This is a genomic window from Mesorhizobium sp. WSM4808 (genome assembly GCF_055811675.1).
Genome location: NZ_JBVVQX010000008.1, coordinates 18,227 through 32,520 on the forward strand (window position 1 = coordinate 18,227; position 14,294 = coordinate 32,520).

The window sequence follows — 14,294 nt, forward strand, 5'->3', positions numbered from 1 at the left end:
GTGGGTAAGAGACTGGAGCAGATGCGCCGCAATCCGCGCGGCGACTGGTCGATAGCCGATGTGAAGGCGGTTTGTGACGAAGCTGGTGTCCAATGCGTGCCGCCAAGGTCAGGCGGTTCACACTACAAGGTCTATCATTCGGCAATGACCGATATTTTGACTGTGCCTTTCAAACGCCCGATCAAACCCGTATATATCCGAAAGCTCGTGGCATTTATCGACGAGGCAAAGAGACATGATGGACAGACTTGAATATCCGGTCGTCATTGCGCCACTTTCTGCAGAGGATGGAGGCGGTTTTTCGGCTTTGGTGCCTGATCTGCCAGGTTGCGTGAGTGATGGCGACACTCCTGAAGAGGCCATCGCTAATGTCCAAGACGCCATAGCATCTTGGATAGAGGCCGCGCATGAGCTCGGCAGATCGATACCAAGGCCATCGCGAAAGCTGGCATTCGCCTGACAGCCAAAGGAAAAGCCCGGTCCTGGGAGGACCGGGCAGAGTGCAGGCGGGCCGGGGGGATCCGGCAGGGAGTGGGAGCCTGCATACTCGTCAGTCGCGTCGAACCCCGAAAAGGTTCGCGGCAACCTAAACAACAAGCATCAGATCAGGCCACCTTGCGGGCGATGTCCTCGATCGCCTCGACGCGATCGCTGGCGATTTCGCGCAGCATCGCCGTCGGGTCGCGGCCAAACGGCACGTCGATGGCGACGTGCAGGTCGCCGCGCGTCAGGCCGATATCGGCGAGTTCGGCGTCCGACATCTCGCCAAGACGGTAGAAGGCGCGGCGGTTTTTCCAAGCGCGGTAGACGTTGGAGACGGTGTTGGCCACGCGCGTCGCAACGGCCGGACGCGAGGTGATGCGCGAGGTCTCGGTGGCGAAATCGAACGTGGTCATGTCGGTCTCCTTCAGACTCGAACGGGCAAAACCAGGCGATCGGCGCTGGCGACAGCGGCCGTTCCGGCTTCGATTCACATGCCTTCATGTGGACAATGCCAATTTGCCATCGGCCGATTGATTAATCCAACGAATGTTTCTAATCTTTACCATCAACACCAGTGATGGATCATGTCGATGAAATCGCCGCTCGATCTCGATCAGTTGCAGACCTTCATCTCGATTGCCGACACCGGCAGCTTCACCAGGGCGGCCGAAGAGGTGCACCGGACCCAGTCGGCGGTTTCGATGCAGATGCGTCGGCTGGAGGAGCGGCTCGGCAAGCCGCTGTTCGAAAAAGACGGGCGCACCAACAGGCTGACCGAGGAAGGCGACAAGCTGCTTTCCTATGCGCGGCGGCTGCTCTATCTCAACCGTGAGACGCTGGCTGCCTTCGACGACCGGCGGCTCGAAGGCACGATCCGCATCGGCACGCCCGACGACTATGCCGACCGTTTCCTGCCCGAGATCATGGCGCGGTTCACGCGCTCCAATCCGCGCGTCGAACTGACCGTCATCTGCGAGCCGACACCGGGGCTGGTCGAGCATATCAAGCGCGGCAATCTCGACCTCGCTCTGGTGACTCACAACGACGTACGCGGCCAGTCGGAGGTGGTGCGGCGCGAACCGCTGCTGTGGGTCACCTCGGCCAACCATGCGACGCATGAGCAGGAAACGCTGCCGATGGCCTTCGGCCGGCCGAACTGCATCTGGCGGCGCGCCGCCGTCGATGTGCTCGACCAGCAGAATCGCGACTATCGCATCCTGTTCACCAGTTTCTCTGCCACCGTCATCACAGCCGCGGTGCTTTCGGGCCTCGCGATCTCGGTGCTGCCGGAATGCGCGCTGCGGCCCGGCATGCGGGTGCTGAGCGAAGCCGACGGCTTCGGCGCCCTGCCCGATTGCCGCATCGGCATCATGCGCGGCCAGACGTCGCGGCCGGAGATCGTCGATGCGCTCGCCCGCCATATTTCGGAAAGCCTGGACAACATCTCCGTGCCGGTCGGTGAAGATCCCGGGACATTCGATTTCGCGGCACTCGCCTTCACCAAGCTGCGGCGAACCAAGCCGAACCAGATTCTGCCCGGCTGGTAGGCAGGGTCAGGTATGCGGGTTATGAACGGCTGGCCCGACGCAACCGCCTTGACGCGGGCGCCCAACCGTTCCCCAATCGACCGATGAGCGAAGCAGCATCCGAATCACGCACCAACGCCGCCGAATACACGGTGAGCGAGATTTCCGGCGCGCTGAAGCGCACGGTCGAGGACGTTTTCGGCAATGTGCGGGTGCGTGGCGAAATATCAGGCTACCGAGGACCGCATTCGTCCGGTCATGCTTATTTCGCGTTGAAGGACGACCGTGCCCGTCTCGACGCCGTGGTCTGGAAAGGCACGATGAGCCGGCTGAAATTCCGTCCCGAAGAGGGCATGGAGGTGATCGCCACCGGCAAGCTCACCACCTATCCCGGCAAGTCCAACTACCAGATCGTCATCGACAATCTGGAGCCTGCCGGCGCCGGCGCCCTGATGGCGCTGCTGGAGGAGCGCAAGCGGCGGCTGCAGGCCGAGGGGCTGTTCGATACCGGCCGCAAGCGGTTGCTGCCCTTCATGCCGCGCGTCATCGGCGTCGTCACCTCGCCGACGGGATCCGTCATCCGCGACATCATCCACCGCATCAAGGACCGCTTTCCGCTGCACATCCTGGTCTGGCCGGTGCGTGTTCAGGGCGAGACGTCAGGCGCGGAGGTGGCCGCCGCGGTCAACGGCTTCAACGCGCTGGCATGGGACGGCGCCATCCAGCGCCCCGATCTGCTGATCGTGGCGCGTGGCGGCGGCAGCCTCGAAGACCTCTGGGGGTTCAACGACGAGGCGCTCGCCCGCGCCGTCGCTGCCTCCGGCATTCCGGTGATCTCGGCTGTCGGCCACGAAACGGACTGGACGCTGATCGATCTCGTGGCGGATGTGCGGGCGCCAACGCCGACAGGTGCGGCCGAAATCGCCGTGCCGGTGAAGGCCGACCTCGAAGCAACGCTTGCCAGTCTCGGTGCGCGGCTGAAAGCGGCGGTCCTGCGCAATTTCGAACGCAAGCGGCAGGCCGCCCGTGCCGCCGCCCGGGCTCTGCCCTCGCCCGATCAATTGCTGGCGCTGCCGCGGCGACGCCTCGATGAGGCGACGTCCAGGCTCGGCCGGGGCCTGTTGGTCTCCACCGAACGCAAGCGTGCAAGGTTTTTTGCCGTAAAGCTGACACCGGCAATGCTGTCACAGCGCATTGCCGAGGCGCGGCGAACCAACGAGCGCAATCTTATGCGAGCACAAGGCGCGCTACGCGCGTTGGCAAGAGCCCGGCGTGCGGAGCTTAACCGAGCGGCGGATCAATTGCCAAAATGTGCCAGGGCATCGCTGCAGCGGCACAAGCAGCAACTGGCTCTGCTGCAAGGCCGCATCACGATCGAGCCGACGGCACGGCGGCAACGCGTGCAGAGGGATTTGCTGACAGCTTTGACAAGACGCGGCACGCAAGCAGTGGTGCTCAGGCTGGAGCGCCTGCGCGGCCGTGTCGTCCAGGCCGACAGGTTGATGGCGTCGCTGTCGCACAAGGCCGTCCTGGCGCGCGGCTTTGCGCTGGTGAGGGATGCGGATGGCGTGGTGATCAAGCAGGCTGCCGAGGTGGCGTCGGGAATGGCGCTTTCGCTCGAGTTCGCCGACGGCATCGCCGATGCGGTGGCGATCACCGGCACGGCAAAACCGAAAGCCGTGGCCAAGCCGGCGGCCAAGGCCAAAGAGCCCGGCAATCAGGGATCCCTGTTCTGAGACCATGACCGACAATCCGCATCATCTGACAACGCCCTCAGGCAAACCGCGCGCGCGAAATTTCGGCATCGGCTTCGATGGGCGGCCCGGACCGTTTAACGCGATCACCGATGTGCACGGCGTGACGGTCGGCTACGCGACGCTGATTTCGGGCGATGGCGCGCTCGTCGTCGGCCAGGGGCCGGTGCGCACCGGCGTGACCGCGATCCTGCCCAGGCCGCTCGCCGACCTCGCCACGCCGGTCTTCGCCGGCATTTTCAGCCAGAACGGAAACGGCGAACTGACCGGCTCGCACATCGTCGAGGAAACCGGCGCTTTCAACTTCCCGATCACCATCACCAACACCCATTCCTGCGGTGTCTCACGCGACGGCACGCTGCGCTGGATGCAAAGCGTGCTGCCGGCAGCGCTCGACAGCGGCTGGGGGCTGCCGGTGGCGGCGGAGACCTATGACGGCTTCCTCAACGACATCAACGGCCACCATTTGACGTCAGAGCATGTTGCGCAGGCTCTCGACGGTGCCGGCGGCGGGCCTATCGAGGAAGGCAGCGTCGGCGGCGGCACCGGCATGATCACCTTCGGCTTCAAGGCCGGCTCCGGCACGGCGTCGCGCATCGTCGAATGGCAAGGCCGTGCCTACACCGTCGGCGCCTTCGTGCAGTCTAATTTTGGAAAACGGCGCAATATCACCATTCGCGGCCTGTGCGCCGGGCCGGAGCTTCTCGAACCGGCGGTCCGCGAAGGCACACCGCGTGCTGAAAAGGGCTCGATCATTGCCGTCGTCGCCACCGACGCACCGTTCCTGCCGCATCAGATGAAGCGGCTGGCCCGCCGGGTACCGCTCGGCGTCGCCATGACCGGCGGCTTCGGCTATCACAGTTCAGGCGACATTTTTATCGCCTTCTCGACCGCCAATGCGAGCGCGGCGCTGGCGCCCTCCGGCCGCACCGCCAGCGCCGATTTTATTCCGGACACCGATATCGATCCGTTTTTCGAAGCGGTGATCCAGACCGTGGAGGAAGCAATCCTCAACGCGCTGGTTGCCAATGACGATATGACCGGACGCGACGGAAATTTCGTGCCGGCGCTGCCGAAGGCGTGGCTCAAGGAGAAGTTTGGCTGAAGACAAAAACGCGGGCCAGAAGCCCGCGCTGAAACAACGTCGCCGCTATGCGATCATTCCGCGGCTTTGATCATTCCGCGGCTTTTCCGGGGGCCTGCTGGCTTTCCTCGGCCTCGGCCGCTTCCTCAAGCCGGGATGCGATAAGTTCCTGGATATCGCCGACTTCTTCCTGGATGTCCTCCAGCGGGATGCCGACCTCGGCCGCCTCGGCGGCGCACTCCTTGGCCAGGGTTTCGGCCTGCTTGTCGATCCTTGCCTGGGAGGACTGGCAATGGACCTTTTCGCCGATCCATCCCCGCAAGAATTCGATGGCGTGTTCACTCATACTGCTGTTCCCTGGCGGCAAAGCCGGTTGGTAACCATAAACGTCGACATCCCGCAAAGGATGCATGTCCCCATTCCAGCCGAGTCGCGGTCGTCCGGCAAGCCAATGCTGTCCAAGGTCCACAGAGCCATAGGAAATCGAGGGGTCAAGAGCATTTTCTGATTCTGGAGGGGTCGGTACCGTTGGCTGGGTCACGCCCAGCGCTGCGCCACTGTTTCTATTTGCTTTTTTCCGGTTTCCGAGCCGATTTCCGTCACAATAGATGGCGCAACACACTACACATTCACAGTTGCTTCGAGGTGCTGCCCTCGGGCACGCAGGTCGAAGCCGCCGCTATATAGTGACATCCTCCTGCAATGTCGACTCCGCTCGCCATGCTGCTTCTTTCCGCCGCGCCGAAGGCTCCGCAACGGATCAAGAGCAAGTGACGATGGACGCGAACCGGGTGGAGCAAGCCTCGGCGGAATCGCTCAGACGTGCACAGCCACCACCGCCGCGCAGTCGCCGGCCTTGACCAGCCCGGGGAAATGCCGCGCCGCCAGCATGCCCGACATTTTTGCCCGGATTTCCTGCGGGGCGATGCCGGTGCGGCCGGTGGAATGGATGCGCGCCAGCACCGCGCCCTTTTCGACGGGTTCACCGAGATCGACCATGGTTTCGATCATGCCGTCATCTTCGGCGAAGGAGAAACAATCGCCCGACGGCATGTCGAGCCACTGGGTCGAGGTCTTCTCGACCGCACCATCTACAATGCCCGTATGGCGCAACACATTGAGGATGCCGTGCCGCGCGATCCGCACGGTTTGCGCGCGCGACGTGCCGCCGCCGCCAAGCTCGGTGCTGACGAAGACCTTGCCCATCTCCTCGGCTGCCGTGTCATACATGCCGACGGCGTCGATTTCGATCATGCGCATCGAAAACGGGGCGGCAAAGGCCGCGACCGCGTCGAAGGCTTTCTGTTCCAGCGCCTTGTCGGGCAAAGTATGCGCGGCGCAGAACGGCACGAAGTCCAGCGTCTTGCCGCCGGAATGGAAGTCGAACACGATGTCGGCGCGGGGGAGCAGCTCACGCTGGAAATAATCAGCGATCTTCTCGGTCACCGTTCCGTCCGGCCGGCCGGGAAAGCTGCGGTTCATGTTGCCCTTGTCGATCGGCGAGGTGCGCGTGCCAGCGCGAAAGGCCGGATAATTCATGGCCGGCACGATGATCACCGTGCCGCTGACTTGCTTGGGATCTAGGGTCCTGGCGAGATCGTAGAGGGCCAGCGGCCCCTCATACTCGTCGCCATGGTTGCCCCCGGTCAGCAGCGCTGCCGGCCCGTTGCCGTTGCGGATGACGCAGATCGGGATCATCACCGAGCCCCACGCCGAATCGTCGCGGCTGTAGGGCAAGCGCAGGAAACCGTGCTGGATGCCGTCGCAGTCGAAATCGACGGTCGGCGCGACCGGTGATGGACGTAGATTCAACATCGGCATCAATCCTTCACCACCAGCTTGCGCGGCACATTGGCCAGGCACTCCACACCGGTTTCGGTGATCAGGATGGACTCGGTGATCTCCAGTCCCATCGTTTCCAGCCACAGGCCGGTCATGAAATGGAAGGTCATGCCGGGCTTGAGCTCGGTGCGGTCGCCGGGACGCAGGCTCATCGTGCGCTCGCCCCAGTCCGGCGGATAGGACAGCCCGATCGAATAGCCGGTGCGGTTGTCCTTGACGATGCCGTATCGCTTGAGGACACCGAAGAAGGCGTTGGCGATGTCCTCGCAGGCGTTGCCGGGTTTCGCGGCAGCCAGCCCGGCTTCCATACCTTCCAGCGTCGCCTTCTCGGCATCGAGGAATTCCTGCGTCGGCTTGCCTAGGAAGACGGTGCGCGACAGCGGGCAGTGATAGCGGTTGTAGCAGCCAGCAATCTCGAAGAAGGTGCCCTCGCCCCGCTTCATCGCTCTGTCATCCCAGGTCAGATGCGGCGCCGAGGCATCGGCACCCGACGGCAGCAGCGGCACGATCGCCGGATAGTCGCCGCCAATACCGTCGACGCCGCGCGTGCCGGCGTCATAGATTTCGGCGACGAGATCGCATTTGCGCATGCCGACCTCGATCTTGTCGAAGATGCGCTGATGCATGGCCTCGACGATGCGGGCCGCCTTGCGCATATAATCGATCTCGGTCGGGCTCTTCACCGCACGCAGCCAGTTGACCAGCGCGGTGGCATCGACAAAGCGGGCATTGGGCAAATGCTTCTGCAGCGACGCAAAGGCGGCCGCCGAGAACCAGTAATTGTCCATTTCGACGCCGACTGTCAGCTTGCCCCAGCCGCGCTCCGCAAGCACGCTGGCCAAAAAATCCATCGGGTGGCGCTCGGTCGACTGCACATAGTGATCGGCATAGCCGACGATATTGTCGTGCGCGAGATAGGCGGTGCGCTTGGCGCCGTTGGCGTCCTGGCCGCGGCCGTACCAGACCGGCTCGCCCGAAGGCGGCACGATAACCGCCTGATGCACATAGAACGACCAGCCGTCATAGCCGGTCAACCAGGCCATGTTGGAAGGATCGCTGACAACAAGAAGATCGACGCCCTTGGCCTCCATGGCCTTGCGTGTCTTGGCGAGGCGATCCGCATATTCGCCGCGCGAGAATCTCAGGTTCGGTTGCATTGTTCTTGGTCCTCGTTTGTTGGGCCCTGCGGCCGGTATCAGCTTTGAATCCAACTCGTCGTTCTTGTTTGAGCGTGATCTCTGGACAAACGGAAAACCGTTTGTCCGAGAAAACCGGTTCCCACTTTTCCGGATCATGCTCCTGCGGCCAGCATCAGCTTTCGAAGATGGCCCCGGAACCGGCCACCCGCGCACGGTCTCGAGCGAGCGTGGCGATCGCCGTGTCCTGGACGCCAGTGCCGGTGAGATCGGCGATGGTGATGTCGCTGGCCGAGCGCCGTCCGTGTTTCGCGCCGGCGATGATCTGGCCGAGTTCGGTCACCTCTCCCTCGGCGGCCATCACGCCCGCCGCGATTGCATGATGCAGCTCACCCAGCCGCTTTGTCTGGCGGCCACTGTCAGCGGCATAGAGATCGGCCATGCGCAGGATTGCCGGCGCGATCTCGTTCTTGTGCTCGGCGTCCGATCCCATCGCGGTGATGTGCTGCCCTGCGGAAACGAAGCCGGCCTTGATCAGCGGCTCGGTCGAAGGCGTCGTGGTGACGATGATGTCGGCGCCGGCGACCGCGTTTGCCGCGTCGGGCTCGGCATGCACGAGAATGCCGAGCTTTTCGCGCAGGGCTCCGGCGGTTGCCTCGGCCTTTGCCGCATCGCGTGCCCAGATGCGCGCCTCGGCAATCGGCCGCACCAGCATGAGTGCTTCCAATTGCAGCCCGGCCTGGACGCCAGCACCGAAGATCGCGGCAACGGACGAGTCCTGCCGCGACAGATGTTTGGCGGCGACGGCGCCGGCAGCAGCGGTTCGGATATCCGTGAGATAGCCGTTGTCGAGCAGCAGCGCTTCGACCAGGCCGGTCTTGGCTGACAGCAGCACCATCATGCCGTTGACGCTGGGCAGGCCGAGCTTCGGATTGTCGAAGAAGCCGGGGCTGATCTTGATGGCGAAACCGTCAATGCCGGGCACATAGGCGGTCTTAACGTCGACCTCGCCGCGATGCTCGGGAATGTCTAGCCGCAGGATCGGCGGCATCGCCACCGGCAGAGTGGCAAGCGCACGGAAGGCGTTTTCGACGCAGGCGACGGCATCGAGATCGAGTGTCACGATCGCCCGCAACTCTTTCTCTGTAAGGATGGTCATCCGGCTCATGCGGCACGCTCCTTGAGCGATGGCGCTACGCCGCAAACGATTGTGCGGTGCGCGTCCATATCGATGTTGCGACCGGACAGCAGAACAACCATCGGCCCGTCCGACCTGACCTTGCCGGCCAGCAGTGCGGCGATGCCGACAGCACCCGCGCCCTCGACGATTTCGCGCTCCTGCGCATAGGCGTGACGGATTCCGGCGGCGATCTCGTCTTCGCTGAGCAGGATGACATCATCGAGCAGGTCGCGGCACATGGCGAAGGTCAGCCGATTGTCGAGGCCGATGCCGCCACCGAGCGAATCCGCCAGCGTCGGCAATTCTTCCACCAGCACCGGCTGGCCCGCATCGAGGCTGGCCTTCATCGCCGCGCCACGCGCCATCGAGACACCGATGATTTTTGTGCCGGGGCTGACGCCTTTGATGGCCGTAGCAACCCCTGAGGCGAGCCCACCGCCGGAGAGCTGGACCAGAACGAGGGCGGCATCCGGGACCTGCTCGATCATCTCAAGCCCGACCGTGCCTTGCCCGGCGATAATGTCGGGATGGTCGAAGGGCGGCAGCATCACCAGCCCCTCTTGCGCCACCAGCCGATCGACCTCCTGCTGGGCATCGTCCTGGCTGTCGCCGATAATGCGGACCTCCGCGCCAAGCCGGCGGATCTCGTCGAGCTTGTTGCCGGGCACCAGGCGCGACATGCAGATTACGGCGCGCATGCCCTCAAGCTTCGCCGCATGCGCCAGCGCGCGGCCATGATTGCCGGTCGAGGCCGCGACCACGCCCCGCGCCTTCTGTTCGGCGTTCAACGAGGCGACGGCGTTCGAGGCGCCACGCAGCTTGAAGCTGCCGGTGGTCTGCCGGTGTTCGAGCTTGAGGTGAACGGGGACGCCGAACTGTTCCGAGAGGCTGTGGGACAAGACGGTTGGCGTGCGCTCGACTTTGCCGGCGATACGGTCACGGGCGATACGGATGTCCGCTAGGGCGACGGCGCGCGTCATGGGGCGACCCCCTCTGGCCTGCCGGCCATCTCCCCCTCGAGGGGGGAGATTGGCAGCTTCGACGCTGCCGTTCTTCCTGTCACGTCGGTGATTGGCGAAAGCCGGGCAGCAGCTAATCTCCCCCCTCGAGGGGGAGATGGCCGGCAGGCCAGAGGGGGTCGCTCGTGAATGTGGGACATCGTCTTACTGAACCAACGGCAACGTCATCAGCCGCCCGAACTCAGGATGCGGCGCCTCATCCCCGCACAATCTCAGACAATTCCAGGCGGTCGCCTGGTTGCTGGTCACCACGGGACGTCCAATAGAATTTTCCATGCCGGTGACCGCGAGGGCGCTACGCAGCGCCGTGCAGGACACGAACAGCGCATCGGCGCTGGCGTCGGTCGCTTCCCGCGCAAGATCGACAAGCGTTGCTGGTGCGATGCGCGCCATCTCGCGGTCATCCTCGAAACCGAGGCAGGTGAAGCTGACGATCTCGAAGCCGCGCGCCGCGAAATAGGCGGCCATCGGCCTGGATGTTTCGACCGTGTAGGGAGTGAGGATGCTGAGCTTGTTTGCGCCCAGCGCACGCAGCCCGCGCACGCCCGCCATCGGCGGTGTGACCACCGGCACGCCGGGCTTTGCGACCTGGATCGCCGCCTCGATCTCGGCATCGCCGATTACCACCGAGGCCGAAGTGCAGGAATAGCAGATGGCATCGAGCTTCTCGTCCGGCAGGATCAGGGCCGCGCCCGCCGTCAGCGCCGGCTGCATCTTGCGCAGGTTTTCAGGCGTCGTCGGGTTGGCATAGGGAATGCGCGCGACATAGACGCCGACCCGCTCGCTCGCCACCATGCGGCGGAAATCCGGTTCGCTGGTGTGGTCAGTGGCCAGGGTGATCAGGCCGATGCGCATGTCGAGCGGGCGTGCATCCAGCGCCGGCCGTTTCGGGTAGATCTTGATCTCGGGCAAGGGTTTCATCGGCTATCTCTCGATCTTGCCGTAGCGGCGTTCCAGCCAGCGCAGCAGCACGACCGAAAACAGACTGATGACCAGGAAGAAAGCACCGACCAAGGTGATCGGCTCGATATAGCGATAGTAGGTGTTGGCGACGCTTTTGGCCTGGTTCATCAGTTCCAGCACGGTGATTGCCGACAGCAGCGGCGTTTCCTTGAACATGGCGATGAAATAATTGGCGAGCGCCGGAATCATCGGCGGGATGGCCTGCGGAATGATGATGTGGGTCCAGGTCTGACTGGCGCTCAAATTGCATGCCTTGGCGGCCTCCCATTGGCCGCGCGGCACATTGTCGATGCCGGCACGATAAACCTCGGCCGTGTAGGTGCCGTAATGCAGCCCGAGCCCGATGACACCGGCGACCAGCGGCGGCAACAGGATGCCGATGTCGGGCAGCACGTAGAAAATGAAATAGAGCTGCACCAGCAGCGGCGTGCCACGGATGAATTCAGCCGCCCAGCCGACCGTGCGCGACAGCGCTTTGTTGGGCGAGCGGCGCGCCAGCGCAATGCCCAGCCCGACGACCGCCGCCAGCACCGAGCCGAGCAGCGTCGCCAGGATGGTGATCTTCACCCCCTGGATCAGCGTCGGCATGATTTCCCAGACGAAATTCCAATCCCATTCCATCAGCAGGCCCAATTTATCAGAAGGAAATTGGCCATCAGGCACGCACCCCATCGAGGCCGCGCGCCATGCGTCGTTCCAGCGAGCGCACGCCCCACGAGATGAGCAGGGCGAGGATGAAATAGATGATCAGGATGGTGGTGAATGGCACCAGGGTGTTGCCGGTCTGGGCGCGCACCACCTGCGCCTGGAAGGTCAGGTCGGTGAGCGAGATCAGCGACACCACGGCGGTCGCCTTGAGCAATTCGATGGCGTTGTTGCCGAAAGTCGGCAGCATCACCAGCAGCGCCTGCGGCAGGATGATGTGGCGCATGCCTTGCCACCGCCCGAGATTGAGCGCGGTGCAGGCCTCATACTGTTCGCGGCCGATCGACTGGATGGCACCGCGCACGACTTCGGCGGCGTAGGCGCCGACATTGAGGCCGAGCGCCAGCACGCCGGCCTGCAACGGGGTCAACGAAATGCCGATGAAGGGCAGCACGAAATAGGCCCAGAACAACTGCACGAAGATCGAGGTGCCGCGGAAGAATTCGATGTAGGCGGTGGCCAGCGCGCGCAGCACGAAGAAACGCGACAGCCGCCCCATTCCGGCAAGAAAGGCCATGAACAGCGCAAGCACCGACCCCATCAGCGTCAGCTCGATGGTGACAATCGCTCCCTGCAATATCAGGCCGAAATAGCCGGACCACTGGGTCATTTACGTTCCAACGTTGGGTTTAGCTCCTTCTCCCCATTTACGGGGAGAAGATGCCGGCAGGCAGATGAGGGGCGGCACTAGAGTCTCAGAACTTGGCGCCGCCCCTCATCCGTCACTTCGTGACACCTTCTCCCCGTTGAACGGGGAGAAGGAAAAATCACTTCGCCGCGCAGAGCTTGTCGCGGCTGGTCGACATCGCCGCCGCCGCCGAGAAGCCGTAGGGTTCGATAATCTTGGCGAACTCGCCCGATTTCTTCATCTTGGCCAGTTCGACGTCGAAGGCGTCGCGCAGTGCCTCATCGCCCTTCTTGAAGGCGGCGCCGTCGCAATAGACCGGTGCGCCCTGCACCGGAGCGATGACTTCGAGGTTCGGATCGTTGGCCTTCTTGACCAGATCATTGATCGACAGGACGGGCAGCGAATAAGCGTCGATGCGGCCATCCTGGAGCATCTTCACGCCACTCTGGCCATCCGGCACGACGATGACGCGATCGCGCGGCACGCCGGCATTGAGCGCGAGCTTCTCTTCGGTGCCGCCGCCCGGCGCGCCGATGGTCGCAGTCGTATCCTTGGCGACATCCTCATAGCTCTTGAAGCCCTTCGGATTGCCCTTCTTCACCAACATCGCCTCTGCATCGCAAAGCACCGGCTCGGAATAGACGACGGCGGCGCAGCGTTCCGGCTTCATGAACAGGCCGGCGGTGACGACATCGAAGCGACCGGCCTGCAGGCCGGGGATCATGGCGCCATATTCGGAGATCGAAGCGGCGACGTCGGCGACGCCGAGCCGCTTGAATATCTCGCGGGCCACATCAGGCGCGGCACCCGAAACCTTGCCGTCGGCGGCGACCGCCGTATAGGGCGGCTCGTTGGCGATGGCGAGGCGGGCGAAACCTTGCGCCTTGAGCTGTTCGAGCTTGCTGTCGTCGGCCGAACCGGGGATCGAGGCGGCCAGCACCGCCGTCAGTGCTAGACCGGCAACGCCGGCCAGAATGCCAAGTTTGTTCATTGTTCCCAACTCCTTGTTTCTTGTCTTGCTTTGTTGCGAGGCGGCCCTCGCCACCTCGGGACGACTTCGTCGCCCTGGGCATTGCGGTCAGACGCGATGTCCGGCTGCGATGATCTTCTTCAGGAAGCCTTGCGTGCGCTCCTGCTTGGGATTGCGGAAAATCTCGTCCGGCTTGCCTTCCTCGACGATCCTGCCACGATCGAAGAACAGCACCCGGTCGGCGAAATCGTGGGCGAAACCCATCTCGTGGGTGACCAGCAGCATGGTCATGTCGGTCTCGGCGGCGAGTTTGCGCATGACGTTCATCACCTCCTCGACCAGCTCCGGATCGAGCGCCGACGTCACCTCGTCGAACAGCATGATCTTCGGCGACAGCGCCAGCGCCCGGGCGATCGCCACGCGCTGCTTCTGACCACCGGACAGCTGCGCCGGCATGGACTTGGCCTTGTCGGCCATGCCGACCATTTCGAGCAGTTCCATCGCCCGCTTTTCGGCGGCCGCACGTGGCGTGCCCTTGGTCAGCATCGGAGCCAGCGTGACATTGTCCATGACGCATTTGTGCGGAAACAGGTTGAACAGCTGGAAGACCATGCCGATCTTCTGACGCATCCTTGTCAGATGCCGCTCATCGGCGGCCAGCAGCTGGCCATTGCGCTCCATGTGGTAGAGCTGCTCGCCGTCGATCTGGATATGACCGCCATCGATGCGCTCAAGCGTCATCAGGATGCGCAGGATCGTCGTCTTGCCCGAGCCCGACGGGCCGATCAGCGCCAGCTTCTCGCCGGGCATGACCTGCATCGACAGGCCGTCCAGCACCTTGAAGCTGCCGAAGCTCTTCGAGATGTCGTCGATCTTGATGATGGGCGCTGATGCGGACAAATAAATTCCCCGTGCTGGAGAAGCCTGTGCCCCTTAACGATGCGGAACGCGCCAAATCATGTCAATCGGGAAAATAATATCATGACAATATTTCCCATTCCGCA

16 protein-coding genes are annotated in these 14,294 nt (G+C 63.4%); 5 read left to right on the forward strand and 11 right to left on the reverse strand.

Going from position 1 to position 14,294, the window contains the following annotated elements:
• Window positions 1-252, forward strand: coding sequence for a type II toxin-antitoxin system HicA family toxin (locus tag AC0L2U_RS15955; protein WP_127382519.1), 252 nt, complete (start codon window positions 1-3; stop codon window positions 250-252).
• Window positions 239-460 (forward strand): type II toxin-antitoxin system HicB family antitoxin, encoded by a 222-nt coding sequence (locus AC0L2U_RS15960; RefSeq protein ID WP_050589468.1) that lies wholly within the window; start codon window positions 239-241, stop codon window positions 458-460. The genes AC0L2U_RS15955 and AC0L2U_RS15960 overlap by 14 nt, the downstream gene beginning before the upstream one ends.
• Window positions 461-605: 145 nt before the next feature.
• On the opposite strand, the gene AC0L2U_RS15965 is transcribed toward AC0L2U_RS15960, so the two are convergent.
• Window positions 606-896: a DUF1127 domain-containing protein gene (locus AC0L2U_RS15965; protein ID WP_292679340.1), complete on the reverse strand. Its 291-nt coding sequence runs from the start codon at window positions 894-896 to the stop codon at window positions 606-608.
• A 177-nt stretch (window positions 897-1,073) separates the two neighbouring features.
• Here AC0L2U_RS15965 and AC0L2U_RS15970 point away from each other — a divergent pair, with 177 nt between their 5' ends.
• The 3 genes from AC0L2U_RS15970 (at window position 1,074) to AC0L2U_RS15980 (ending at window position 4,868) form a co-directional block, all read left to right on the forward strand.
• Window positions 1,074-2,030 (forward strand): LysR substrate-binding domain-containing protein, encoded by a 957-nt coding sequence (locus AC0L2U_RS15970; RefSeq protein ID WP_027035580.1) that lies wholly within the window; start codon window positions 1,074-1,076, stop codon window positions 2,028-2,030.
• 83 nt (window positions 2,031-2,113) lie between these two features.
• Window positions 2,114-3,745 (forward strand): exodeoxyribonuclease VII large subunit, encoded by a 1,632-nt coding sequence (xseA, locus tag AC0L2U_RS15975; RefSeq protein ID WP_292659875.1) that lies wholly within the window; start codon window positions 2,114-2,116, stop codon window positions 3,743-3,745.
• 4 nt (window positions 3,746-3,749) lie between these two features.
• Window positions 3,750-4,868, forward strand: coding sequence for a DmpA family aminopeptidase (locus AC0L2U_RS15980; protein ID WP_127396494.1), 1,119 nt, complete (start codon window positions 3,750-3,752; stop codon window positions 4,866-4,868).
• Between the two features lie 70 nt (window positions 4,869-4,938).
• Here the strand turns inward: AC0L2U_RS15980 and AC0L2U_RS15985 are convergent, their stop codons facing one another.
• From AC0L2U_RS15985 to ehuA, 10 genes are all read right to left on the reverse strand, one after another.
• The gene (locus tag AC0L2U_RS15985) at window positions 4,939-5,193 is read right to left on the reverse strand and encodes a DUF768 domain-containing protein (RefSeq protein WP_127271474.1); all 255 of its coding nucleotides are present in this window, start codon (window positions 5,191-5,193) and stop codon (window positions 4,939-4,941) included.
• Window positions 5,194-5,663: 470 nt separating this feature from the next.
• Window positions 5,664-6,668 (reverse strand): N(2)-acetyl-L-2,4-diaminobutanoate deacetylase DoeB, encoded by a 1,005-nt coding sequence (gene doeB, locus AC0L2U_RS15990; protein WP_473602174.1) that lies wholly within the window; start codon window positions 6,666-6,668, stop codon window positions 5,664-5,666.
• On the reverse strand, window positions 6,668-7,846 hold the full coding sequence (doeA, locus tag AC0L2U_RS15995; RefSeq protein WP_292138180.1) for an ectoine hydrolase DoeA: 1,179 nt from the start codon (window positions 7,844-7,846) through the stop codon (window positions 6,668-6,670). Before doeA ends, doeB begins: the two co-directional genes overlap by 1 nt.
• 154 nt (window positions 7,847-8,000) lie before the next feature.
• Window positions 8,001-8,993, reverse strand: a complete 993-nt coding sequence (gene eutC / locus AC0L2U_RS16000) for an ectoine utilization protein EutC (RefSeq protein ID WP_127396497.1) — start codon at window positions 8,991-8,993, stop codon at window positions 8,001-8,003.
• Complete coding sequence (gene eutB / locus AC0L2U_RS16005; RefSeq protein WP_127807772.1) at window positions 8,990-9,985, reverse strand: hydroxyectoine utilization dehydratase EutB; 996 nt, start codon at window positions 9,983-9,985, stop codon at window positions 8,990-8,992. The genes eutC and eutB overlap by 4 nt, the downstream gene beginning before the upstream one ends.
• A 183-nt stretch (window positions 9,986-10,168) precedes the next feature.
• Window positions 10,169-10,945, reverse strand: a complete 777-nt coding sequence (gene eutA / locus AC0L2U_RS16010) for an ectoine utilization protein EutA (protein WP_473602175.1) — start codon at window positions 10,943-10,945, stop codon at window positions 10,169-10,171.
• A gap of 3 nt (window positions 10,946-10,948) precedes the next feature.
• A complete protein-coding gene (ehuD, locus tag AC0L2U_RS16015) occupies window positions 10,949-11,608 on the reverse strand; it encodes an ectoine/hydroxyectoine ABC transporter permease subunit EhuD (RefSeq protein ID WP_127270574.1) in 660 nt (219 codons plus the stop codon).
• A gap of 34 nt (window positions 11,609-11,642) precedes the next feature.
• Window positions 11,643-12,302, reverse strand: coding sequence for an ectoine/hydroxyectoine ABC transporter permease subunit EhuC (gene ehuC, locus AC0L2U_RS16020; protein WP_127807774.1), 660 nt, complete (start codon window positions 12,300-12,302; stop codon window positions 11,643-11,645).
• 157 nt (window positions 12,303-12,459) lie between these two features.
• A complete protein-coding gene (gene ehuB / locus AC0L2U_RS16025) occupies window positions 12,460-13,311 on the reverse strand; it encodes an ectoine/hydroxyectoine ABC transporter substrate-binding protein EhuB (RefSeq protein WP_127272429.1) in 852 nt (283 codons plus the stop codon).
• A gap of 87 nt (window positions 13,312-13,398) precedes the next feature.
• Window positions 13,399-14,190 carry an ectoine/hydroxyectoine ABC transporter ATP-binding protein EhuA gene (ehuA, locus tag AC0L2U_RS16030; protein WP_027035592.1) on the reverse strand — a complete coding sequence of 264 codons (792 nt, stop codon included), beginning with the start codon at window positions 14,188-14,190 and terminating at the stop codon, window positions 13,399-13,401.
• Window positions 14,191-14,294: the final 104 nt, after the last annotated feature.

Coding starts and splice junctions, on each gene's coding strand:
- doeB (WP_473602174.1), bottom strand. CDS start 6,668: ATGCCGATGTTGAATCTACGTCCATCACCGGTCGCGCCGACCGTCGAT.
- AC0L2U_RS15965 (WP_292679340.1), bottom strand. CDS start 896: ATGACCACGTTCGATTTCGCCACCGAGACCTCGCGCATCACCTCGCGT.
- xseA (WP_292659875.1), top strand. CDS start 2,114: ATGAGCGAAGCAGCATCCGAATCACGCACCAACGCCGCCGAATACACG.
- eutC (WP_127396497.1), bottom strand. CDS start 8,993: ATGAGCCGGATGACCATCCTTACAGAGAAAGAGTTGCGGGCGATCGTG.
- AC0L2U_RS15970 (WP_027035580.1), top strand. CDS start 1,074: ATGAAATCGCCGCTCGATCTCGATCAGTTGCAGACCTTCATCTCGATT.
- ehuC (WP_127807774.1), bottom strand. CDS start 12,302: ATGACCCAGTGGTCCGGCTATTTCGGCCTGATATTGCAGGGAGCGATT.
- doeA (WP_292138180.1), bottom strand. CDS start 7,846: ATGCAACCGAACCTGAGATTCTCGCGCGGCGAATATGCGGATCGCCTC.
- ehuB (WP_127272429.1), bottom strand. CDS start 13,311: ATGAACAAACTTGGCATTCTGGCCGGCGTTGCCGGTCTAGCACTGACG.
- AC0L2U_RS15980 (WP_127396494.1), top strand. CDS start 3,750: ATGACCGACAATCCGCATCATCTGACAACGCCCTCAGGCAAACCGCGC.
- eutA (WP_473602175.1), bottom strand. CDS start 10,945: ATGAAACCCTTGCCCGAGATCAAGATCTACCCGAAACGGCCGGCGCTG.
- AC0L2U_RS15985 (WP_127271474.1), bottom strand. CDS start 5,193: ATGAGTGAACACGCCATCGAATTCTTGCGGGGATGGATCGGCGAAAAG.
- ehuD (WP_127270574.1), bottom strand. CDS start 11,608: ATGGAATGGGATTGGAATTTCGTCTGGGAAATCATGCCGACGCTGATC.
- AC0L2U_RS15960 (WP_050589468.1), top strand. CDS start 239: ATGGACAGACTTGAATATCCGGTCGTCATTGCGCCACTTTCTGCAGAG.
- eutB (WP_127807772.1), bottom strand. CDS start 9,985: ATGACGCGCGCCGTCGCCCTAGCGGACATCCGTATCGCCCGTGACCGT.